This window comes from Cupriavidus sp. 05T42 (assembly GCF_056396345.1).
The window spans coordinates 25912-48144 of record NZ_JBFTLH010000029.1 but is presented as its reverse complement, the minus strand read 5'-3'; the positions used below and the strand labels follow the sequence as shown (position 1 = coordinate 48144).

General features: G+C 66.8%; 20 protein-coding genes, 1 tRNA gene and 1 pseudogene. 12 read left to right on the top strand and 10 right to left on the bottom strand.

The features are described 5' to 3' along the window. Positions 1 to 111, top strand: a 111-nt coding sequence (locus AC1EJR_RS25490; protein WP_284454490.1) for an IS3 family transposase, incomplete at its 5' end; no start/stop codon positions are given. A 66-nt stretch (positions 112 to 177) separates the two neighbouring features. Here AC1EJR_RS25490 and AC1EJR_RS25485 read toward each other — a convergent pair. The 3 genes from AC1EJR_RS25485 to trxB form a co-directional block, all read right to left on the bottom strand. Then, the gene (locus AC1EJR_RS25485) at positions 178 to 819 is read right to left on the bottom strand and encodes a trimeric intracellular cation channel family protein (RefSeq protein WP_177219978.1); all 642 of its coding nucleotides are present in this window, start codon (positions 817 to 819) and stop codon (positions 178 to 180) included. A 5-nt stretch (positions 820 to 824) separates the two neighbouring features. Beyond that, positions 825 to 1490 carry a Smr/MutS family protein gene (locus tag AC1EJR_RS25480; protein WP_092298331.1) on the bottom strand — a complete coding sequence of 222 codons (666 nt, stop codon included), beginning with the start codon at positions 1488 to 1490 and terminating at the stop codon, positions 825 to 827. 98 nt (positions 1491 to 1588) lie between these two features. After that, positions 1589 to 2542 carry a thioredoxin-disulfide reductase gene (gene trxB, locus AC1EJR_RS25475; protein ID WP_092298334.1) on the bottom strand — a complete coding sequence of 318 codons (954 nt, stop codon included), beginning with the start codon at positions 2540 to 2542 and terminating at the stop codon, positions 1589 to 1591. 187 nt (positions 2543 to 2729) lie between these two features. On the opposite strand from trxB, the gene AC1EJR_RS25470 reads away from it, so the two are divergent. The 3 genes from AC1EJR_RS25470 (at position 2730) to AC1EJR_RS25460 (ending at position 6275) form a co-directional block, all read left to right on the top strand. Beyond that, positions 2730 to 5066 carry a DNA translocase FtsK gene (locus AC1EJR_RS25470; protein WP_092298468.1) on the top strand — a complete coding sequence of 779 codons (2337 nt, stop codon included), beginning with the start codon at positions 2730 to 2732 and terminating at the stop codon, positions 5064 to 5066. A gap of 142 nt (positions 5067 to 5208) precedes the next feature. After that, positions 5209 to 5847, top strand: a complete 639-nt coding sequence (gene lolA, locus AC1EJR_RS25465) for an outer membrane lipoprotein chaperone LolA (protein WP_477147750.1) — start codon at positions 5209 to 5211, stop codon at positions 5845 to 5847. Between the two features lie 8 nt (positions 5848 to 5855). Beyond that, positions 5856 to 6275 (top strand): hypothetical protein, encoded by a 420-nt coding sequence (locus tag AC1EJR_RS25460; protein WP_255370925.1) that lies wholly within the window; start codon positions 5856 to 5858, stop codon positions 6273 to 6275. An 18-nt stretch (positions 6276 to 6293) separates the two neighbouring features. Here the strand turns inward: AC1EJR_RS25460 and AC1EJR_RS25455 are convergent, their stop codons facing one another. Next, the gene (locus AC1EJR_RS25455) at positions 6294 to 6461 is read right to left on the bottom strand and encodes a hypothetical protein (protein WP_477147749.1); all 168 of its coding nucleotides are present in this window, start codon (positions 6459 to 6461) and stop codon (positions 6294 to 6296) included. Positions 6462 to 6565: 104 nt separating this feature from the next. Next, positions 6566 to 7249, bottom strand: a complete 684-nt coding sequence (locus tag AC1EJR_RS25450; protein WP_092298340.1) for a hypothetical protein — start codon at positions 7247 to 7249, stop codon at positions 6566 to 6568. Positions 7250 to 7427: 178 nt separating this feature from the next. On the opposite strand from AC1EJR_RS25450, the gene AC1EJR_RS25445 reads away from it, so the two are divergent. The 3 genes from AC1EJR_RS25445 (at position 7428) to AC1EJR_RS25435 (ending at position 10380) form a co-directional block, all read left to right on the top strand. Next, a complete protein-coding gene (locus AC1EJR_RS25445) occupies positions 7428 to 8771 on the top strand; it encodes a replication-associated recombination protein A (RefSeq protein ID WP_092298343.1) in 1344 nt (447 codons plus the stop codon). A 130-nt stretch (positions 8772 to 8901) separates the two neighbouring features. Next, positions 8902 to 10209, top strand: a complete 1308-nt coding sequence (serS, locus tag AC1EJR_RS25440) for a serine--tRNA ligase (RefSeq protein WP_092298474.1) — start codon at positions 8902 to 8904, stop codon at positions 10207 to 10209. Between the two features lie 81 nt (positions 10210 to 10290). Continuing rightward, positions 10291 to 10380, top strand: a tRNA-Ser gene (locus tag AC1EJR_RS25435). 116 nt (positions 10381 to 10496) lie between these two features. Here AC1EJR_RS25435 and AC1EJR_RS25430 read toward each other — a convergent pair. Then, complete coding sequence (locus AC1EJR_RS25430; protein ID WP_441591881.1) at positions 10497 to 11396, bottom strand: LysR family transcriptional regulator; 900 nt, start codon at positions 11394 to 11396, stop codon at positions 10497 to 10499. 156 nt (positions 11397 to 11552) lie between these two features. Between AC1EJR_RS25430 and AC1EJR_RS25425 the strand changes: the two genes are divergently transcribed. After that, complete coding sequence (locus AC1EJR_RS25425) at positions 11553 to 12317, top strand: SDR family oxidoreductase (RefSeq protein ID WP_092298350.1); 765 nt, start codon at positions 11553 to 11555, stop codon at positions 12315 to 12317. A gap of 12 nt (positions 12318 to 12329) precedes the next feature. Here AC1EJR_RS25425 and paeA read toward each other — a convergent pair whose 3' ends face one another. After that, a complete protein-coding gene (gene paeA, locus AC1EJR_RS25420) occupies positions 12330 to 13652 on the bottom strand; it encodes a polyamine export protein PaeA (RefSeq protein ID WP_092298353.1) in 1323 nt (440 codons plus the stop codon). A gap of 87 nt (positions 13653 to 13739) precedes the next feature. Next, complete coding sequence (locus AC1EJR_RS25415; protein ID WP_477147748.1) at positions 13740 to 14693, bottom strand: LysR family transcriptional regulator; 954 nt, start codon at positions 14691 to 14693, stop codon at positions 13740 to 13742. A gap of 193 nt (positions 14694 to 14886) precedes the next feature. Between AC1EJR_RS25415 and AC1EJR_RS25410 the strand changes: the two genes are divergently transcribed. From AC1EJR_RS25410 to AC1EJR_RS25395, 4 genes and pseudogenes are all read left to right on the top strand, one after another. Further along, on the top strand, positions 14887 to 16164 hold the full coding sequence (locus tag AC1EJR_RS25410) for a D-amino acid dehydrogenase (protein ID WP_477147747.1): 1278 nt from the start codon (positions 14887 to 14889) through the stop codon (positions 16162 to 16164). An 88-nt stretch (positions 16165 to 16252) separates the two neighbouring features. Further along, positions 16253 to 17173 carry a glutamate/aspartate ABC transporter substrate-binding protein gene (locus tag AC1EJR_RS25405; protein ID WP_092298359.1) on the top strand — a complete coding sequence of 307 codons (921 nt, stop codon included), beginning with the start codon at positions 16253 to 16255 and terminating at the stop codon, positions 17171 to 17173. A gap of 203 nt (positions 17174 to 17376) precedes the next feature. Next, entirely contained in the window at positions 17377 to 18189 is an 813-nt protein-coding gene (locus AC1EJR_RS25400; protein ID WP_477147746.1) for a transporter substrate-binding domain-containing protein, read from the top strand. A 140-nt stretch (positions 18190 to 18329) separates the two neighbouring features. Next, a pseudogene (locus AC1EJR_RS25395) lies at positions 18330 to 18989 on the top strand (amino acid ABC transporter permease). Positions 18990 to 18999: 10 nt separating this feature from the next. Here AC1EJR_RS25395 and AC1EJR_RS25390 read toward each other — a convergent pair. Both AC1EJR_RS25390 and cphA read right to left on the bottom strand, forming a co-directional pair. Then, positions 19000 to 19479 carry an SRPBCC family protein gene (locus AC1EJR_RS25390; RefSeq protein WP_477147745.1) on the bottom strand — a complete coding sequence of 160 codons (480 nt, stop codon included), beginning with the start codon at positions 19477 to 19479 and terminating at the stop codon, positions 19000 to 19002. A gap of 158 nt (positions 19480 to 19637) precedes the next feature. After that, entirely contained in the window at positions 19638 to 22208 is a 2571-nt protein-coding gene (gene cphA / locus AC1EJR_RS25385; RefSeq protein WP_477147744.1) for a cyanophycin synthetase, read from the bottom strand. Between the last annotated feature and the right edge of the window lie 25 nt (positions 22209 to 22233).

Here is a 22233-nt window from a genome sequence, read left to right as displayed (position 1 = left end):
CTGCAGGATGGACTGCGCCAATACATTCACTACTACAATCATGACCGCATCAAGCTCAAACTAAAAGGGCTGAGTCCCGTGCAATACAGGACTCAGCCCTTTCCKGCCTAGCCATCAACCGTCCAACTTCTGGGGGTCAGTTCACAGCGCCGGCTTTTTTCGTTTCTGAGGGTTCTGCTAGCTTGGCAGTTTCCAGCCAAGCTGTACGGACAGCAGGCGCATGGCGATCGTGACAAGCGCCCCGGTCAGCAGCGCCGCCTCCTGGTCGGCGCGTAGCCAAGTCAGGCCGACATAGACCCAGCAGCCCACAAACGAGCAGGTGGCGTAGGGCGAGCGGTCGCGCAGGATCATCGGCACTTCATTGCAGAGCACGTCGCGGACCACGCCGCCGAACACTGCCGAGATGATGCCCATCATCACCGCCACGGTCGGCGTCATCTGCGCCACCAGCGCCAGCGAGGTGCCCGTGACGGAGAACAGCCCCAGGCCGATGGCATCGGCGACCAGCATCGCCCGGTTCGAGGCCACCGTGCTCACCACGCGAAATACGATGGCCGCGCCGATCGACATCGCGAAGATCAGCAGCACGTAGTACTCGTGCTCGACCCAGTAGAACGGGCGCCGGTCCAGCAGGACGTCGCGCACGGTGCCGCCGCCGAACGCGGTGGCGAACGCGACGATGAACGTGCCGACGGCATCGAGCCGCTGCTTGCGCGCATCCACCACGCCCGAAATCGCAAACGCGAGCACGCCGACCACCTCCATCGCATGGAGGATCAGCGGCAGCCGCCCCATCAACAGATCGAACGGCAGGTGCATCGACATCAGGCGCGGGGCTGACGCAGCAAGACCATTAGGGCGCCGGCCCCGCCCAGCGACTCGCGGGCCTGGACGAAGGCGATGACTTCCTCCTTCTGCACCAGCCAGCTGCGCACCTTGCCCTTGAGGACCGGCAGCTTGTCCGGGGAGCCGATGCCCTTGCCGTGGATCACGCGCACGCAACGCACGCCGTTGCGCACCGAGCGGCGCAGGAATTCGGCCAGTGCCTCGCGCGCCTCGTCGCTGCGCAGGCCGTGCAGGTCCACTTTGTCTTGCGGTACCCACTCGCCACGGCGGAGCTTGCGGACCACGTCGATGCCGATACCGGGGCGCCGGAACGACATGGTTTCGTCGATATCGAGCAGATTCTCGACATCGAATTCGTCGGACAACGAGGCTTCCAGCACGGCTTTGTCGTTAAGCTGGGTCTGGATGGCGACGGGCGGGGGACGCTTGGGCGGATGCGCCACGTGGTTACGGTCACGCAGGGCGCTGACCTGGCCGACATTGCTGCGGAAGACGTTGGCTTCCTCGTCGGCGCGGCGGGCGGCGGCTTCGGCGGCCACGCGCTCGGCCTCGCGGCGTTCGGCGTCAGCCTTGAGATTGTCACGCACCGCGGCCAGATCGTGCAGGCCGAAGCGCTTGGAAGGGGATTTTGCGCCGTGCGACATGGAAAGATTCTCCGGGGGCTCGGCGTCGATTATAAGGGGATTGCGAGGGGGAGCGGCCTCCGCGCCGTCCATGGCGGAGGGGGTGGAGGCCGTGGCGCTTACTGCAGTGCCTCTACGAAGCGCTGGGCGTCCAGCGCGGCCATGCAGCCCGTGCCGGCGCTGGTGATGGCCTGGCGGTAGATGTGGTCCTGCACGTCGCCGGCGGCGAACACGCCCGGGATGTTGGTGGCCGTGGCATCGCCGGACAGGCCGCTCTTGGTCACGATGTAGCCGTTCTTCATGTCCAGCTGACCCACGAAGAGGTCGGTGTTCGGCTTGTGGCCAATCGCCACGAACACGCCGGCCAGCTTCAGGTCCTCGGTCTTGGCGGTGTCCTTGGTGCTGCGGATGCGCAGGCCGGTCACGCCCGACTCATCGCCCAGCACTTCATCGAGCGTATGGTCGTAGCGCAGTTCCACGCGGCCTTCCTTGACGCGCTGGAGCAGGCGGTCCACCAGGATCGGTTCGGCCTTGAACTTGTCGCGGCGGTGGATCAGGGTGACCTTGCTGGCGATATGCGACAGGTACAGCGCCTCTTCCACGGCCGTGTTGCCGCCGCCGACCACGGCGACTTCCTGGTTCTTATAGAAGAAACCGTCGCAGGTGGCGCAGGCGGACACGCCGCGGCCCATGAACGACTCTTCCGACGGCAGGCCCAGGTACTGCGCCGAGGCGCCCGTGGCGATGATCAGCGCGTCGCAGGTGTACTCGCCCGAGTCCCCGATCAGGCGGATCGGCTTCTCGGTCAGCTTGGCCGTGTGGATGTGATCGAAGATGATTTCGGTGTTGAAGCGCTCGGCATGGGCCAGGAAACGCTGCATCAGGTCCGGGCCCTGCACGCCATTGGCGTCGGCGGGCCAGTTTTCCACGTCGGTGGTGGTCATCAGCTGGCCGCCCTGGGCCAGGCCGGTAATCAGCACGGGCTGGAGGTTGGCGCGGGCGGCGTAGACGGCGGCGGTGTAGCCGGCCGGACCCGACCCGAGAATCAGCACTTTTGCGTGTTTTGCGGACATGTTGCGTTCCTGTGGCCGGCGTACGCGCGTGTTGCGTTCGCGCCGGTGTAACTCGAAACCGCCATTATAAGTGGGCTGGCGTTTGCCGACTGTTGCAAATTCCAATGGGGCCGATAGCGCGCGCAAGGTTAAAATGGCCGCCATCGTCCACCCCGAGCGATCTGAAGCGATCATCCGAACCCAAGGCATGGCCCGCGCTACCACCACTACCCGGACCGACCCGTCGGCACTCCCCTCGCGAATCGCCAAGCTGCTGGGCGAGGTGCGCTGGTTCCTGCTGCTGGCCGTTACGCTCGGCTTCGTGTGCGTGCTGGCCAGCTACAGCAAGGCGGACCCCGGCTGGTCTCACGCCAGCCAGGTGGCCGATATCCACAATCTGGGCGGCCGCGTGGGCGCCTGGGTGGCGGACGTGCTGTTCTTCATCTTCGGCTTCTCCGCCTACTGGTGGAGCGTGCTGCTGATGCGCCGCTGCTGGCGCGGCTGGCGCACCCTGACCGCCGAACTCCCCGAGCGCGTGCCGGATCCGCAGCACAGCGTGGCGATCAGCTGGATCGGCTTTGGCCTGACGCTGGTATCGAGCATGGGCCTCGAGGCCATCCGCATGTACCCGCTGCGCGCCGCGCTGCCGCGCGCCCCGGGTGGCGTGCTGGGCGACCTGCTCGGCGGCTGGCTGCAACTGGCGCTGGGCTTTTCCGGCGCCACGCTGCTGTTGCTGCTGATGTTCGCCATCGGGCTGTCGCTGTTCTTCCATTTCTCCTGGCTCTCCGTGGCCGAACACGTCGGCGGCTTCGTCGAAACGCTGTTCCTCGGCTTCAAGGCCCGCCGCGAGAAGAAGCAGGACCGCATCATCGGTGCCGCGGCCAAGGTGGAACGGACCGAGACCGTGGAAGTGCAGCGCGTGCGCCAGGAGGAAGCCACCCCGGTGCAGATCGTGCGCCCGCAGGCCGTGCCCAAGCACGAACGGGTGGAGCGCGAGAAGCAGCAGCCGCTGTTCGCCGATATCCAGGACTCCGACCTGCCGCCGCTGTCGCTGCTCGACGCCGTGCCGGCCCATCAGGAGACGGTGAGCGCCGAAACGCTCGAATTCACGTCGCGGCTGATCGAGAAGAAGCTCAAGGACTTCGGCGTCGAAGTCAAGGTCGTGGCCGCCTACCCGGGGCCGGTCATCACCCGCTATGAGATCGAGCCGGCTACCGGCGTCAAGGGCAGCCAGATCGTCAATCTGGCGCGCGACCTGGCGCGTTCGCTGTCGCTGGTGTCGATCCGCGTGGTGGAAACCATCCCGGGCAAGAACTACATGGGGCTGGAGCTGCCGAACCCCAAGCGCCAGACCGTTCGCCTGACTGAAATTCTCGGTTCCCACGTCTACAACGAAAGCGCGTCCAGCCTGACCATGGCGCTGGGCAAGGACATCGCCGGCAAGCCGATGGTGGCCGACCTCGCCAAGATGCCGCACTGCATGGTGGCCGGCACGACTGGCTCGGGCAAGTCGGTGGGCATCAACGCGATGATCCTGTCGCTGCTCTACAAGGCCAAGCCCGAGGCCGTGCGCCTGATCCTGATCGACCCGAAGATGCTGGAAATGAGCGTCTACGAGGGCATTCCGCACCTGCTCTGCCCGGTGGTCACGGACATGCGCCAGGCCGGCAACGCGCTGAACTGGGCCGTGGGCGAGATGGAGCGGCGCTACAAGCTCATGAGCAAGCTGGGCGTGCGCAACCTGGCCGGCTACAACAAGAAGATCGATGAGGCGGCGGCGCGCGAGGAAAAGGTGCCGAATCCGTTCAGCCTGACGCCGGACGCCCCCGAGCCGCTCGAGAAGCTGCCGACCATCGTCATCGTCATCGACGAACTGGCCGACCTGATGATGGTGGTGGGCAAGAAGGTCGAGGAACTGATCGCCCGTATCGCCCAGAAGGCCCGCGCGGCCGGCCTGCATTTGGTGCTGGCCACCCAGCGGCCGTCCGTGGATGTGATTACCGGCCTGATCAAGGCCAATGTGCCGACGCGGATCGCGTTCCAGGTCAGCAGCAAGATCGACTCGCGCACCATCCTCGACCAGCAGGGCGCCGAGGCGCTGCTGGGCATGGGCGACATGCTCTACCTCGCGCCGGGCACCGGGTTTCCGGTGCGCGTGCACGGCGCCTTCGTCTCCGATGAGGAAGTGCACCGCGTGGTGGAGCAGCTCAAGGCGTCCGGCGAGGCCAACTATATCGAGGGCATTCTCGAAGGCGGGCTGGTCGATGGCGACGGCGCGGGCGACAGCCTGGGCGGCGGCGCTGGCATTGGCGGCGGGGGCGGCGAGGCCGATCCGCTGTACGATCAGGCCGTCGAGGTGGTGGTCAAGAATCGCCGGGCGTCGATCTCGCTGGTGCAGCGCCACTTGCGCATCGGCTACAACCGCGCCGCGCGGCTGCTCGAGGATATGGAGAAGGCCGGACTGGTCTCGGCCATGTCGGGCAACGGCAACCGCGACATCCTGGTGCCGGCCGGCGCCGGGGCCGGTGCGCGCGACGACGACTGAACGCGTCCGGGGCGGCAAAGGGCGGCGAGGGGTGGCCGGCGTCAAATGTGACGCGTAACATACCGTTACCCCGGTCACAGGAATCCGGCGCCCCGCGCCCGGCTCTAACCGGGCATCTACTACTCAGGAAAGGGCTGACTCCATGCGACATCGCATTCTTGCGTCCACCTGCGCCGCGCTTGTGCTGCTGACGGCTGCCGCATCGGCCGCCCAGGCCGCCGCGACAGACCAGCTGCAGAGTTTTGTGACCAGCGTGAAGACCGCGCGTGGCGAATTCACCCAGAAACAGCTCAAKGGGCAGGGCGGCGAAGGCAAGGCCGGCGGCACGTCCAGCGGCACTTTCGCGTTCTCGCGCCCCGGCAAGTTCACGTGGCGCTACACCAAGCCCTACGAGCAACTGCTCCAGGCCGATGGCCAGACGCTGTTCATCTACGATAAAGACTTGAACCAGGTGACCGAGCGCAAGCTGGACAACGCGCTGGGCTCGAGCCCGGCCGCCATCCTGTTCGGGAGCAACGATCTGAGCAAGAATTTCGATGTGAAGAACGGCGCCACGCGCGACGGCGTGGAATGGCTGGAGCTGACGCCAAAGTCGAAAGACACCCAGTTCGAGAAGATCCAGATCGGCTTCAAGGCCGGCAACCTGGAGGCGATGGAGTTGCGCGATGCCTTCGGCAATACCACGCTGCTGACCTTCTCGGCGATGCAGAAGAATCCGTCGCTGCCGGCGGACACGTTCCGCTTCACGGTGCCGAAGGGCGCCGACGTGATGAAGCAATGAGGCCCACCATGCCCGCCGATTTTTCGCCGTCGTTCTCGCTGTCCATCGTGACCCCCCGCCTGCTGGCCGGGGCCGCCGTCCTGCTGCTGGCCGCCTGCGCCCAGGCGCCGGCCAATCGGTTCGACGTGGATGCCTTCCTGCGTGCATCGGATACGGCCATGCCCGAAGTGCTCGGCAATCCGGACTTCCTCAAGGCCACGCGCGTGCCGCACTCGCAGTGCGCCACGCTGCTCCAATCGGCGCACAGCGGGGTGCTGGAAGACCTGCCGGCCAGCAATGCGGCGCGTGGGCCGGCATGGCTGCTCCATCCGGCCGATGCGCCGGACAAGGTATGGCTGGTGGTGGGAGTGGCCGGTGGCGAGCGGACCTGCCATGGCCCGCTGCCTGCGGATGCCATGAAGACGCTGGCCGACCGGGCCAAGGGCTGAGGGCTGACGCCCGCGGCGCTACGCCTGCGCTTCGCGCGCGTAGCGCTGGCGCGGCACCKGCAGCTTCTGCAGTTTCTCGCGCCGGATCCTGATCGCTTCCTCGTCGCCGCGCTTGATCGCGGCGCGCAACTTCAACACGGCTTTCCGATATTGCTTCTTCTTGCGGATGCGGGTCGTGATGGCCATGGCAGTGGCTTCCTCCTGGCGAGCCGGCCGTCGGGCCGGCGGGGTTGGAAAAGCTGGGCAAGCCTGGGTAGACCTAGGTAAGCGTCAAGGCGAGCCCCATGGTATCAGAGGAGGAAGCGGCGGTTGTCGTTGGGCGGATACTGGCTTTCCACCTTCTTGAACCGCAGCTTGGTGCTGCTGTTGAGCTTGCGCCCTGCCATCTTGCGCTGCAACTGCCGGTGCACGGCGCGGATATGGCCGACCGAGCCCTGGGCATAGGGCTGGCCATCGGTGGCGCCGGGCAGGCCGCCGCCGGCAGCAAGTGCAGCATTGTGCGCTTCCGCCGATTTCTTGATCAGCACGTCCAGCGCCTGGCGCGCGCGCACGGCCGCGTGCAGCGGACCATCGGCCGGATTGGCCTTGGCCCGCACCGCGTCCTGCGGCAGCCGCACGTTGCCGGCCACGCGGCGCAGCGCCGCGCGCAGTTCGGCGCCATCGAACTGGCCTTCCTGGACGATCCACACCGCGTCATGGCGCAGCCAGCCTTCCACATCGGCCAGCCGGCGCAGCAGCGCGGGCATCAGCATCCGACCGCCGAAGCGGCGCGAGCGCCGGATCGCGGACAGTCCGATGCGGCGTACCTGCGGGTTCTCATGGTCGACCAGATCCTCGATCAGGCGGTCGGCCTCCTCCTGCGATCCGATCATTTCGGAAAACTGCCCTGCCAACGAGATTTCTTCCACGCCGCTGAGCTTGTTCTTGCTCGCGAGGCGGGACATCTTGAACAACAGCATGCGGTAACGCAGCATAGGGATCCTCGAACTTGTAACCGATGAATCTGCCACGCCCGGTCGGGTGATACGCGGGCCATTGGATGTTATCGGCAAGGTTGAAGGGATTCTTTAGGCCATCGGGCGATGGTCTACACTGTCACGTTCCGCGCCGCGGCCAGCCCGCGCGCGCCCAGATCCAAGAGGTAGAACCATCGTGGCGGATTCGCTGTTTTCCGACCCCCCTGAACGTTCCCGGCAGCCGCTGGCGGAACGCCTGCGCCCGCGCACCATCGACGAAGTCATCGGCCAGCAGCATCTGCTGGGGGCTGGCAAGCCGCTGCGCGTGGCGTTCGCGTCCGGCGAGCCGCATTCGATGATTCTGTGGGGTCCGCCCGGCGTGGGCAAGACCACGCTGGCGCGGCTGATGGCCAGCGCGTTCGATGCCGAGTTCATCGCGCTGTCGGCCGTGCTGTCGGGCGTCAAGGACATCCGCGAGGCGGTGGAGCGCGCCGAGCAGTACCGCGCCCACGGCCGCCGCACGCTGGTGTTTGTCGACGAAGTGCACCGCTTCAACAAGAGCCAGCAGGATGCCTTTCTGCCGCACGTGGAAAGCGGCCTGTTCACGTTCATCGGCGCCACCACGGAAAACCCATCGTTCGAGGTCAACGGCGCGCTGCTGTCCCGGGCGGCCGTCTACGTGCTCAAGAGTCTGGACGACGCCGAACTGAAGCAGCTCGTGCTGCGCGCCAGCGAGGAACTGGGCGGGCTGACCTGGGAGGACGAGGCGCTCCAGCTGATCGTCGGCTCGGCCGACGGCGACGGGCGCAAGCTGCTGAACAATATCGAGATCGTCGCGCGCGCGGCCCGCAACGCGGGGCAGGACCGCATCGACACGCCGCTGCTGGGCAGCGCGCTGGCCGAGAACCTGCGCCGCTTCGACAAGGGCGGTGATGCGTTCTACGACCAGATCAGCGCGCTCCACAAGTCCGTGCGCGGGTCCGATCCGGACGGCACGCTGTACTGGTTCTGCCGCATGCTCGATGGCGGCGCCGATCCGCGCTACCTCGCGCGGCGCATCGTGCGGATGGCCTGGGAGGACATCGGGCTGGCCGATCCACGTGCTGCGCGCATCACATTAGATGCGGCTGAGACCTACGAGCGGCTCGGCTCGCCCGAGGGCGAACTGGCGCTGGCCCAGGCGCTGCTGTACCTCGCCGTCGCCCCGAAATCGAATGCCGGCTACAACGCCTACAACGCCGCGCGGGCCTTCGTGGCCAAGGACAAGTCGCGCCAGGTGCCGGTGCACCTGCGCAACGCGCCGACCAAGCTGATGAAGGAACTCGGTTACGGCCACGCCTACCGCTACGCGCACGACGAGCCCGAGGCCTACGCCGCCGGCGAGCACTACCTGCCCGACGACCTCCGCCGCCAGGACTGGTACCAGCCCACACCACGTGGCCTGGAAGGCAAGATCAGCGACAAACTGCGCCATCTGCGCGACCTCGACGCGGCCTGGCATCGCGAACATCGGCCGGACAAGGGCGGTGAGAAAGAGTGAGACGACTCTGAAAATGCCGAACAAGGCTGGAAAAGGGCGCTGACTCCGTCGCGGCAGGGGGTGCCGGTGCAGTAAAATGGCGCCCATCGCCGGCATGTCGCCGGCACTGCACATCCATCGCTCCCGCAACATGCTCGACATCCAGCTGCTCCGCAAAGACATCGACGCCGTGGCCCAACGGCTGGCCACGCGCGGTTTTCAACTCGACGTGGCGACGTTCCAGGCCCTCGAGGCCGAACGCAAGCAACTGCAAACACAGACCGAAGACCTGCAGGCGCGTCGCAACAGCTTGTCGAAGCAGATCGGCATGCTCAAGGGCAAGGGCGAAGACGCCTCCGGCCCGATGGCCGAGGTCGCCGGCATTGGCGACACGCTGAAGGCGTCGGCCCAGCGCCTGGCCGAGATCCAGGAACAGATCCACGACGCGATCATGTCGGTCCCGAACCTGCCGGACGCGAGCGTGCCGGTGGGCAGCGACGAGACCGGCAATGTCGAGGTACGCCGCGTCGGCACGCCGCGCACGTTCGACTTCGAGGTCAAGGACCACGTGGACGTGGGCGCGAAGCTCGGCCTCGACTTCGAGACCGCCACGCGCGTGACCGGCTCGCGCTTCTCCTTCCTGCGTGGCGGCCTGGCGCGCATGCACCGCGCGCTGGTGCAGCTGATGGTGGACACCCACACGCTCGAGCACGGCTACACCGAGATGTACGTGCCGTACATCGTCAATGCCGCGTCGATGCGTGGCACGGGCCAACTGCCCAAGTTCGAGGACGACCTGTTCAAGGTGCCGCGCAAGGTCGGCGGCGAGGATGGCCAGGACACCATCGAGAACTTCTACCTGATCCCGACCGCCGAAGTGCCGCTGACCAATATGGTCCGCGACGCCATCGTGGCCGGCGACAAGCTGCCGCTGCGCTACGTCGCCCACACGCCGTGCTTCCGCTCGGAAGCAGGCTCGTACGGCAAGGACACGCGCGGCATGATCCGCCAGCATCAGTTCGACAAGGTGGAGATGGTGCAGGTGGTGCCGCCCGAGCAGTCGATGGACGCGCTCGAGCAGATGACCGGCCATGCCGAGGCCATCCTCAAGAAGCTGGAACTGCCGTTCCGCACCGTGGTGCTCTGCACGGGCGACATGGGCTTCGGCAGCACCAAGACCTATGACATCGAGGTGTGGATTCCGGCGCAGAACACCTACCGCGAGATCAGCTCGTGCTCGAGCATGGGCGACTTCCAGGCGCGCCGCATGCAGGCCCGCTTCCGCGCGGGGCAGGGCAAGCCGGAACTCGTGCACACGCTGAACGGCTCGGGCCTGGCCGTGGGCCGCACGCTGGTGGCGATTCTCGAGAACTACCAGAATGCCGACGGTTCGCTGACCGTGCCGAAGGCGCTGCAGCCGTATATGGGCGGCATCACAACGCTGCAACCGGAGGCGTAAAAATTATTGCGCAAGCCGCTTGCAAAGGCGGGCGCAACATCGCTATAATCTTGGTTTCGCCGCAAGGTCGACCAAGTTACCGGAGAGGTGGCAGAGTGGTCGAATGTACCTGACTCGAAATCAGGCGTACCGGCGACGGTACCGTGGGTTCGAATCCCACCCTCTCCGCCAAATAAGAAGCTGCCCGGTTCGCTGGGTAAGCAACAAATAGCAGTAACACTCAGACCGACGCACTGTGCAAGCAGGCGTCGGTTTTGTTTTTCTACACGTCCCCTCCCGCGTTCCCTCTACACATCCCAATACGGCGGACTGCCGATCGCTTCGCGCAGGTGCTCCACCAGCGCACGCAGCTTGGCGGACGCGCGTCGGCCTTCCGCGTGGGCGACGTAGATCGATTCGGCTGCCGTCTGCACGCCGATGTCCACGCTCCGCAACGCGCCCGATTTCAATGCAGCGCCGGCCAGGAAGGTCGGCAATAGCGCGATGCCGAGGCCGGCCAGCGCCGCGTCCAGCATCATGTCGCCGTTGTTGACCCGCAGGCGGGCGCGGGCGCGTAGCGAAGTCATTTCGCCGTCCTGCAGGAACGACCAGTCCGCGATGCCCCGATTCGTATAGAAGATGCCGTGATGGCGCTGCAATGCCTCGGGCGAGTCTGGCGCGCCGCATTGGTCGAGGTAGGCCGGCGATGCCACGAGCAGCCGGCGGCTCGGCGCCAGGGGCCACGCCACCAGCCGCGAATCGCCGACGGCGCCGTGGCGGATCACCGCGTCGTAGCCTTCCGATGACGCATCCACGCGACGGTCGTCCAGATCTAGTGAGAGATCGATGTCGGGATGCCGGGCCAGGAAGGGGTAGAGCGCCGGCCCCAGGTGCAGGCGTCCGAACGTGACTGGCGCGGCGATCCGCAGCGGGCCGGACAGCGTGCCGCGCCGCTCGGTCATCTCCGCTGCGGCGTCCTCCACTTCCCGCAGGATCCGGGTGGCGCGTTCCAGGAACGCGGCGCCGTCTTCGGTCAGGCTCACCCGCCGCGTGGTGCGGTGAAGCAGGCGCGCGCCCAGCACCTGCTCCATCTCCGCCAGCCGCTCGCTGACTACCGATTTCGACAGGTGCAGCCGGCGCGCCGCCTCTGTGATCGACCCAGACTCGGCCACCGCCACGAAACTCGCCACCCCTTCCAGTTTGAACATTGTTCGGTTTTTCCGAAAAGCAGAATCGTGATTAGCAATATACCGCTATCTAATCCCAGCGCCCATACTGGGTTCAGACGCGGCGCACCTGGGTGTGCCGAACCGAAATCGATAGATCAAATCAACGAATCAACTCAACGGAAACCGGAGCACATCATGGAACGACTGAACGGCAAGGTGGCGATCATCACGGGTGCAAGCAGCGGCATTGGCCTGGCCACGGCGGAGTTGTTTGCGAAGGAGGGCGCGAAGCTCGTGGTTGGCGCGCGGCGGCAGGCGGAACTGGACGCCCTCGTGGCCCGCATCCGCGCCGCCGGTGGCGAGGCGGTTGCACTGGCGGGCGACGTCCGGGACGAAAACTATGCCCGCGCCCTGGTGGATCTGGCGGTCGAGCAGTACGGCAAGTTGGACATCGCCTTCAACAACGCGGGCACGTTGGGCGAAGGCGGCCCGAGCACCGGGGTGTCGGAAGCCGGCTGGAACGACACGCTGGCGATCAACCTGACCGGCGCGTTCCTCGGCGCCAAGCACCAGATCGCGCAGATGGCGAAGCAGGGCGGGGGATCGGTGATCTTCACGTCGACGTTCGTCGGCTACTCGTTCGCGTTCCCGGGCGTGGCCGCCTATGCCGCGAGCAAGGCCGGCCTGATCGGCCTGACGCAGGCGCTGGCGTCCGAGTACGGGCCGCAAGGCGTGCGGGTCAACGCCATCCTGCCGGGCGCGGTGGACACCGAAATGTATCGTGACATGAACAATACGACCGAATCGCAGGCGTTCATCACCGGACTCCACGCTCTCAAGCGCGTGGCCAAGCCGGAAGAACTGGCGCGGTCGGTGCTGTACCTGGCGTCTGACGACGCGGCGTTCGTGACCGGCACGGCGTCCCTGGTGGACGGCGGCGCCTCCATCACGCGCACGTGACTCAGACCTGAGTCAGTGGTCCCCGGCTGAAGCGGCGCTCGGCGCCACCGCGCCCGGCAGCCGCGACACCAGCAGCTGGTCGATCTTGTGATGATCGATATCCAGCACCTCGAAGCGGTAGCCCGCCACGGTGATCGACTCGGATTTCTTCGGAATCCGCTTCAGTGAGTAGATCACCAGGCCGGCCGCCGTATCGACGTAGTCCTCGCCGGGCAGCGAATCGAGTTCGAGCGCCTTCTTGAGGTCCACCAGCGGCGTCACGCCGTCCACCAGCCATGACGTCTCGTCGCGCCGCACGATCTGCTCGTCCTCGGCCGAATACAGGATGTCCCCCATTAGCGCGCCGACGATGTCGTCGAGCGTGACGATGCCCACCACGAGCCCGTACTCGTTCATCACCACCGCAAAGCTCTCGTGCATCTCGCGGAACCGCGTCAGGGACTCGGACAGCGTCAGCGTGTCCGGAATCACCAGCACGTTCTTGTCGTGATGCCGGCCGATGTTGCCGAGCACCGTGGCGCTCTCGTCGGCCAGCAGCCGTTGCAGGATGTCCTTCGAGTCKATGTAGCCCAGCACGTCGTCCAGGTCGTGACCGCAGACCGGGTATTGCGCGTGCGGCTGGCTGACCAGCTTGCGGCGCACGCTGTCGGCGGTCTCGTCCAGCGTCAGGAAGATCACGTCGTCACGCGGGGTCATGATCGCCGTGATGCCCTTCGAGTCGAGTTCGAACACGTTTTCGATCAGGTGCAGCTCGTGCTTGTGGAGCACGCCGGCCTCGGCGCCGGCATCGACCATCGCGGCGATGTCCTCGGTGGTGATCTGGTCCACCGGCTTGGTCGGGATGCCGAGCAGCTTCAGCATCGCGTCCGCCGCCGCGTTGAAGATCCACACCACCGGCTTCAGCACGCGCAGCAGCGTGAGAATCGGCTCAATGACCACCACCGCGCAGCGCTCGGGGAAGGTCATGGCGATGCGCTTCGGAATCAGGTCCGCGAACTGGATGAACAGCAGCGTCACCACCAGGAAGGAGCCGATATTGGCCACGCGCAGCGCGTGGGTGGCGCTCATATAGGGGGTCAGCGCGGCGAAGACGAGGTCGGAGACGTGTTTCTCGCCCAGGATACCGGCGAGGATGGCCACGCTGTTCACGCCGATCTGCACGATGGTGAAGAAGTTGCCGGGCTCTTCCTTGAGCCGCAGCACCTTGGTGGCGCGGCGGTCGCCGCGCTCGGCCAGGACCTGGAGCTTGGTGCGCCGGGCGGCCGTCAGCGCGATCTCCGAAATCGAGAAGAACGCGCTTATCAGGACGAGGAGAATCAGGGTCAGGACGAACATKGGGGTTTCACGCGCCTGTCGGGGCGGGTTGATGATGGTGTACGCCGCGCAGGTCTGTCAATGCGGCGTTTCTGAGGGCGGCGCGGCTCATTTCTCGGGCGCGTCGAACTGCACGCGCGGGGCTTCGAGCCGGTGGGGCAGGGTGGCCGCCAGCTCGGCGGCGGCGGCCGTGAACTGGGTGCGCATGTCGTCCACGAGGCTGGAGGCACCCCGGTGGCTCGCGCGCAGCAGCTGGATCTCGAAAGGCAGCATCGGCTCGATATCGTGCAGTGCCACATTGGCCGGATTGGCGCTCAGGGCCGTGTACTGGTCGAGCACGGTCAGGCCGAGCCCCGCATCGACGAGTGCCAGCGCCAGCGAGTAGGTCTGCACCTCCAGCGTGGAATGCGGCTCCAGCGCGTGGCGCGCCAGCGTCTGCCGCACCAGCAGGCCCAGCGAGGTGTCGTCGTCGTAGCCGACGAAGGGGCGGTCCATCAGCTTGTGCATCGACACCGCCCCGCGCCGCCCCCCGGCCGGCAGCGGCAGCGTGCGCGGCACGGCAAGCAGCATCCGGCCGGCGGCCACCGGCTCCGAGGAGATGGCCTCGTGCCGGGGCGGCGAAAAGGCGAAACCCACGTCGATCTGGTTGGTCAGCAGCGCGTCCACGATCTCGTTGGTATGGTGCGTCAGCACCTGGACCTGCGTTTMCGGATGCCGCGCGCAGAAGCGCCGCACGGCCGGCACCAGCAGCGGGTTGGCCAGGCTCGGCGTGGCGGCCACGCGCAGCCGGCCGGCGCCCTTGTGGCGCAGGCTCTCGGACACGCGCCGCACGCGCTCGATCTCCCCATATAGCCTTTCGACATCCCCATAGAGCGCGGTCGCCTCGGGCGTGGGCTGCAGCCGGCCGCGCACGCGCTCGAACAAACGAAAGCCCAGCGAGGCCTCGGCGTGCTGCAATACCCGCGTCACCACGGGCTGGGAGACGTGGAGCAGGCGCGCGGCCTCGCTGACGGTGCCGGTCAGCATGACGGCGCGGAAGACTTCGATCTGGCGCAGGCGCATCGTTGTGGTGCTGGATATTGTCCGGAAAGGTGCGGCGGAAACCGGCCAGGACGGCCGTGCACTACGGGTAAGCCCGGGTGGCCGGCATCCATAGCCTGGGGACATATTCTGGCACGTATTGGCATTGGGCAAGCCGCGCGCGGTGGACTACGCTCTGGCCCATCGTTTCGATATGGATGGCAAGGCAGGTTCGATGCGCATAGCGATTGTGGGAGCAGGGGTGGTCGGCATGACCACCGCATGGCGGCTGGCCCAGGACGGCCACGAGGTCACCGTACTGGAGCGCCACGAGGGGCCGGGCGAGGAGACGAGCTTCGCCAACGGCGGGCAGCTGAGCTATAGCTATGTGGCGCCGCTGGCCGGGCCGGGCGTGCTGTCGAAGGTGCCGGGCTGGCTGCTGGACCGCGATTMGCCGATGCGCTTCCGTCCGACCGCCGATCCCGCCCAGTGGCGCTGGCTGCTGGCCTTCGTGCAGGCGTGCAACGCCGCCACCAGCGAGGCGACCACGCGCAAGCTGCTGCGGCTGGCCTTTTATTCGCGGGACCTGATGCAGGCCTTCGTGGACGGCCCGGAGGCACGCGGCGAGGGCGGCGGCTTCGATTTCGCGCGGCGCGGCAAGCTGGTGGTGCATCGCAACGAAGCCGCCTATGCATCGGCCTGCCGGCTGCTGGACTACCAGGCCAGCCTGGGCTGCGAGCAGCAGGCGCTGGACCGCGACGCCACGGTGGCGCTGGAGCCCGCGCTGGCCGGCATCCGGGGCGACATCGCCGGCGCCATCTACACGCCGAGTGAAGAAGTGGGCGATTGTCATCGCTTTTGCCTCTCGCTGGCCCATCTGTTGCAAGGGAAGGGCAATGTGTCGATGCGGTTTGGCACACGTGTCACTGGATTGATGACATCGGGCGTCCAGGTGGTGGGCGTGAGGACGACCGATGACGAGGTGCGCGCGGACGCGGTGATCGTCGCGGGCGGCATCGGCAGCGTGCCGCTGCTGCGTCCGCTCGGCGTACGGCCGATGCTGTGGCCGCTCAAGGGCTACAGCATCACGGTGCCGATCGCCGATGGCGCCCGGGCGCCGCATATCAGCGTGACGGACTTCGCCAACAAGATCGTCTACGCGCGCATCGGCAATACGCTGCGCGTGGCCGGCATGGCGGATCTGGTGCGCGGCGGGCCGACCATCGACCGCGAGCGCGCGCAGACACTGGTCGCCCAGACCCGCGCCGTGTTTGGCGGCGTGGCCAATGGCGCCGGCCTCGATGCTCTGCAGCCCTGGGCGGGCCTGCGCCCGGCCACGCCGGACGGCCTGCCGCTGGTCGGCCCGTCGCGCCTGCCGGGCCTGTGGCTGAACCTGGGCCATGGCGCGCTCGGGTTCACGCTGGCGATGGGCAGCGCGGGGATGCTGGCGGACCAGTTGGCCGGCCGCGCGCCGGCCATCGGCGCAGAAGATTTCAGTGCGGCGCGGGCCTGACCGGCGCACAACGGGTGTTGAAGTTTGTAGTACGGAAGTGGGATTGCCTCGAGCTGATTAAACCAAGCCCCATCAAGGAGCGAAAACCATGAAGTCACTGCGTGTCCGTCTGACCCCTACCTGCCTGTCCACCCGCCTGCTGGCCGCCGCCGTGCTGGCCTGCGCTGCCGCCGGCGCGCACGCCGCCGATGGCGATACGCTCAAGAAGATCAAGGACACCGGCGTGATCTCGCTCGGCTACCGCGAGTCGTCGATTCCGTTCTCGTACACGGACGGCAAGGAGGTCATGGGCTACTCGCACGAGATCCTGTTGCAGATCGTCGACAAGATCAAGACGACGCTGAACATGCCGAACCTGCAGGTCAAGCTGACGCCGATCACCTCGCAGAACCGCATCCCACTGATGCAGAACGGTACGATCGACATCGAATGCGGCAGCACGACCAACAATCTCGAGCGCCAGAAGCAGGTGGCCTTCTCGAACAGCCTGTTCGTCTACGGTATCAAGATGCTGACCAAGAAGGACTCGGGCGTGACCGACTTCGCCCAGCTCAAGGGCCGCAACGTGGTCACCACGGCCGGCACCACGGGCGAGCGCCTGCTGGTCAAGATGAACGGCGAGCAGGGCATGAACATGAACCTGACCAGCGCCAAGGACCATGGCCAGGCGTTCCTGATCCTGGAGACGGGCCGTGCGGTAGCCTTCGTGATGGACGAGCCGCTGCTGTACGGCGAGCGCACCAAGGCCAAGAACGCGAGCGAATGGGTTGTGGCCGGCGAGCCGCTCCAGACCGAGAACTACGCGTGCATGTTCCGCAAGGACGACGCCTCGTTCAAGAAGCTGGCCGATGGCGTGGTGTCGGACCTGATGCTGAGCGGCCGTGCCGACAAGCTGTACACGAAGTGGTTCCAGTCGCCGATTCCGCCGCGCAACATCAATATGAACTACCCGCTGTCGCCGGACATGAAGGCGCTGTTCGCGGCGCCGAACGACAAGGCGTTCCAGTAAGCAGGGAGGGACTGGCGGCGCCGCGGTCCGCCCCGCCCGGCCCCTGGGTGCGGTGGCGGATCGGTTATATAGCCATAATGAATCGTTATTTCGCGTTTGATAGTGTTTGCGGTAGTGTGGAGCCCGTTATAGGCTCTTAGGAGCCTCCGGTTCGCCCCCAAAAGGGGCAGCCGGCCTGATCCGCCTCTCACACTGGAGAATTTATGCGCTCGATTCGTACTGGCTTGCTCAAATCCCTGTTGGCTTCCGCGCTGCTGGCTGGCGTTGCCGGTTTCACGGCCACGGCCGCCAGCGCCGCCGATCTGCTCGACACGGTCAAGCAAGCCGGCGTGCTCAAGATTGGCGTGGAAGGCACGTACCCGCCGTTCGGTTATCGCGGCGCGAAGAACGAACTCGAGGGCTTCGACGTGGACGTGGCGCGCGCCATCGCCGGCAAGCTCGGCGTGAAGCCGGAGTTCGTGACCACCGAATGGAGCGCGATCATCGCCGGCCTGCAGGCGGGTAAGTTCGACATCATCGTCAACCAGGTCGCGGTCACGCCGCAGCGCAAGCAGACCCTCGATTTCTCCACGCCCTACGTCTATTCGGCAGCCCAGTTGATCCAGCGCAAGGACGACAAGCGCGAGTTCAAGTCGCTGGACGACCTGAAGAGCCACAAGCTGGGCGTCAGCCTGGGCAGCAACTACAACGAACTGGCCAAATCGGTGGCCGGCATCGACGTGAAGACCTATCCCGGCGCGCCTGAGTACCTGCGCKACCTGGCCTCGCAGCGGATCGACGCGGCGCTCAATGACAGGCTGATGGTCAACTACCTGATCAAGAACGCCAACCTGCCGCTGCGCCCGGGCGCCGTGGTGCCCGGCGCCAATACCGAGGTCGCCATCCCGTTCCGCAAGGACAATCCGAAGTTCGCCCAGGCCATCGACAAGGCGCTGGAAGACCTGCGCAAGGACGGCACGCTGGTGAAGCTGTCGACCAAGTGGTTCGGCTCGGATGTGACCAAGGCGCCGAAGTAAGCGGACAGGGTTGCGCCCCCCGCCGGGCCAACCCGCTCCCAGCCCGTACCAGCAAGGCCGGCTCCCGAGAGTCGGCCTTTTTTTTCCGCGGCCGGATCACGTATGATCCCGGCATTCCGGATTCCTGACCCGCCCCTGCCATGTCCGCCCTCGCCCTCGTGATGGATTCGCTGCCCGTGCTGTTGCAGGGCGCCCTGCTCACGCTGAAGTTCGCCGTGCTGTCGATGGCGTTCGGCCTGGTGATTGGTATTGTGGTCGCGCTGATGGGCATTAGCCATGCGCCGATTCTCAAAATGGTGGCGCGCGTGTACGTCAGCATCATGCGCGGCACGCCGCTGCTGGTGCAGATCTTCGTGGTCTATTACGGGCTGCCGAGCGTGGGCATTGCGCTCGAGCCGACCCCGGCCGGCGTGCTGACCCTGAGCCTCAACGTGGGCGCCTATCTGTCGGAAAGCATGCGCGGCGCCATCCTCGGGATTGCGCGCGGGCAGTAGATGGCGGCCTACAGCCTGGGCCTGACGCCCATCCAGACGCTGCGCTACATCGTCGGGCCGCAGGCGCTGCGACTGGCCGTGCCGAGCCTGTCCAACAGCCTGATCAGCCTGATCAAGGACACCTCGCTGGTGTCGGTGATCACCGTGACCGAGTTGCTGCGCACCGCGCAGGAAATCATCGCCGCCACCTACCAGCCGCTGCCGCTCTACCTGGCGGTGGCGGTCATCTACTGGATCCTGAGTACCGGGCTATCGGTGTTGCAGCGCGTGCTGGAGCGCCGGCTCTCGCTGCCGGGTCGGCACTGAAGGCGAGGGGCTAGGCGGCGGAGGAGGGCGCCGGTGGCGGCTTGGGGACCTCGACCTGGAGGGGCTGCCCCGTCTCCAGCAGCGTCTTGAGTMCGGCGAGGATCATCGGCCAGCCGTTGCGGCCACCTTGCAGGATCTGCTCGTCMACCGGCTCGCGATGGGTCTCGCTCACGGTCAGCCGCACCGCCTGCCCCAGCGCATCCACCTGCCAAGTGACCACCACCTCGGGTAACTCGCGGAAGGCCTCGAGCCACTCCACGCGCCACGTCACCGAGAGCCGGTAGGGCGGCTCGGCCAGCAGCACCACGCCCTGCGAGTCCACCCGCCCGTCGTCCATGCGCAGCACGAACGGGCTGCCCACCTGCCAGTCAGACTCCACGCGCCGCCCGAAGAAATACTGTTCGCTCTGCGCGGGCTCCGTCAGCGCGGACCAGACCTGCTCGGGTGTGGCGGCGATGTAGGTGACCACTACGGTCTGCGGCGATTGCATGGCAAGCCTCCTCTGGATGAGACCGGCGGGGCAGGGCGGTCATCGGAGCGATGGTGACAGTAATGTGGCACCTGCAACCGTTTCGATGCAAGTGGACGCACAAGAAAAAAGGCCGGCTCCTGGGAGCCGGCCTTCGCACGGACGCACAAAGGTGCGCGTTACTGTTCCGCGATGCGCTGGGCGATGTGCCCGAGTGCCTCTTCCACCTGATCCACCAGGATCAGGCACAGGTCGCCMGGCTTCAGGTGCCCCAGCGCGGTGTCGATCGCCAGGAACTCGCCCCGGATCTCCTCCACGTGCTGGGTGCGCTGTGCGCCTTCCAGCCCTTCGCGCAGCAGCGCCAGTACCTCGCCGTCCTCGCGGCCGCGCTGGCACTGGTCCTGATACAGCACCACCTCGTCGAACACGCCGCCCAGGATCTGGGTTTGCCGGCGGATGTCCACGTCGCGACGATCGCCCGCGCCGCTGATCACCACCACGCGGCGGTCGCCCTTCATGGATTCCACCGCATTGCACAATGCCTGGATGGCATCCGGATTGTGGCCGTAGTCGGCGATCAGGGTGGCGCCCCGGTAGTCGAACACGTTGAAGCGGCCCGGCGCCGTGGCGGCGTCGTTGACGAAGGTAGCCAGCCCGCGACGGATCACGGCCCAGTCCACGCCCAGCGCCCAGGCGGCGGCGATCGATGACATCGCGTTTTCCACCTGGAAGCCGATGCTGCCGTTGCGCGTCAGCGGGATGTCCGCCAGCGCGATGCGCACCTGGGTCTCGCCCTCGCACGCCACGATCTCGTCGCCCTCGACGAACACCACGCGCTTGCCCTGTGCGCGATGCAGCGCCATCGTCGGCAGCCCGGCATCCTGCGCGAAGAACGTCACCGTGCCGGGGCAGGCGTCGGCCATGCGCGTCACCATCGGATCCGCGGCGTTCAGCACAGCCATGCCATGCGGCGCCACGTTCTGGACGATCACGCTCTTGAGCACGGCCAGGTCTTCCACGGTGCTGATATAGGACAGCCCCAGGTGGTCGCCTTCGCCCACATTGGTCACCACGGCCACGTCGCAGCGGTCGAAGGCCAGGCCCTCGCGCAGCAGGCCGCCGCGCGCGGTCTCGAACACGGCGGCGTCGACGTCCGGATGCAGCAGCACGTTGCGCGCGCTGCGCGGACCGCTGCAGTCGCCGGTGTCGATGCGCTCGCCCCGGATATACACGCCATCGGTGCCGGTCATGCCCATGCGCAGGCCGCTCGTGGCCAGCAGGTGGGTGATCAGGCGCACGGTGGTGGTCTTGCCGTTGGTGCCGGACACCGCCACCACGGGAATACGGCCATCGTCGCCATCGGCGAACATGGTTGAGACGATGGCCTCGCCCACGGCGCGGCCCTTGCCGAACGACGGCTGCAGGTGCATGCGCAGGCCCGGCGCGGCGTTGACTTCGACGATGCCGCCGGCCTGTTCCTCGAACGGCTTGAGCATGGTCTCGCACACGGCGTCCACGCCGCAGATGTCGAGGCCCACCATCTGGGCTGCGGCCACGGCGCGCGCGGCGATGTCCGGGTGGACGTCGTCGGTCACGTCGGTGGCGCTGCCGCCCGTCGACAGATTGGCGTTATTGCGCAGCACCACGCGCGTGCCGTTGGCGGGCACCGAGTCGGCGGTCAGGTGCTGCTTGGCCAGCGTTGCCAGCGCGATATCGTCGAAGCGGATCTTGGTCAGTGACGTGGCATGGCCCTCGCCCCGGCGCGGGTCGCGGTTCACTTCCTCCACGAGCTGGCGCACGGTGTGCACGCCATCGCCAATCACCTGCGGCGGATCGCGGCGCGCGGCGGCCACCAGGTGCTTGCCCACCACCAGCAGGCGGAAATCGTGACCGGGGATGTAGCGTTCCACGAGCACGTCCGAGGAGATGTCGGCCGCCACTTCGTAGGCCGTCATCACTTCTTCGCGCGTGCGGATGCGCRCCGCCACGCCCTTGCCCTGGTTGCCGTCGCGCGGCTTGACCACCACCGGCCCGTTGATGGCCTGCGCGGCGGCCCAGGCTTCCTCGGCGCTGCGCACCGAGCGGCCCAGCGGCACCGGCACGCCGGCGGCGTGCAGCAGACTCTTGGTCAGGTCCTTGTCCTGCGCGATGGACTCCGCCACGGCGCTGGTCATGTCGGTCTCGGCGGCCTGGATGCGGCGCTGCTTGCTGCCCCAGCCGAACTGGACCATCGACCCCTGCGTGAGGCGGCGATACGGAATGCCACGCGCCACGGCGGCGTAGACGATGGAGCCGGTGCTCGGCCCCAGCCGCACGTCCTCGTCCAATTCGCGCAGGCGGTGCAGCGCGTCGTCGAGGTCGAAGAGCTTGTCGTCGCGGGCCGCCAGGCATAGCTGTTCAGCGAGTTCGAAGGCGAGCCGGCCGACTTCCTCCTCGCTGTACTGCACCACTACCTGATACGTGCCGGGCTCCACGGTGGGCGCGGTGTTGCTGAAGGTGACCGGGCAGCCGGCGGAGGCCTGCAGGCCGAGTGCGGCGGCTTCCAGCGCGTGGGCCATCGACGGCGTACCGGCCTCGTCGTCAGGACGGAGCGGGCCGATGGCAGGGAAGCGCGCGCGCAGGCGGTCTTCGAAGCCGGGCAGGTCGGCCAGCAGGTGCGAGGTGTCCGAGCAGGCCACGATGGCCTCGATGCCAGTGTGGCGGCACCAGAGATTCGGGCCGCGCAGGGCCCGGATACGGGAGACTTCCATAGTATTTCCGTTATTTTTCTGGCCG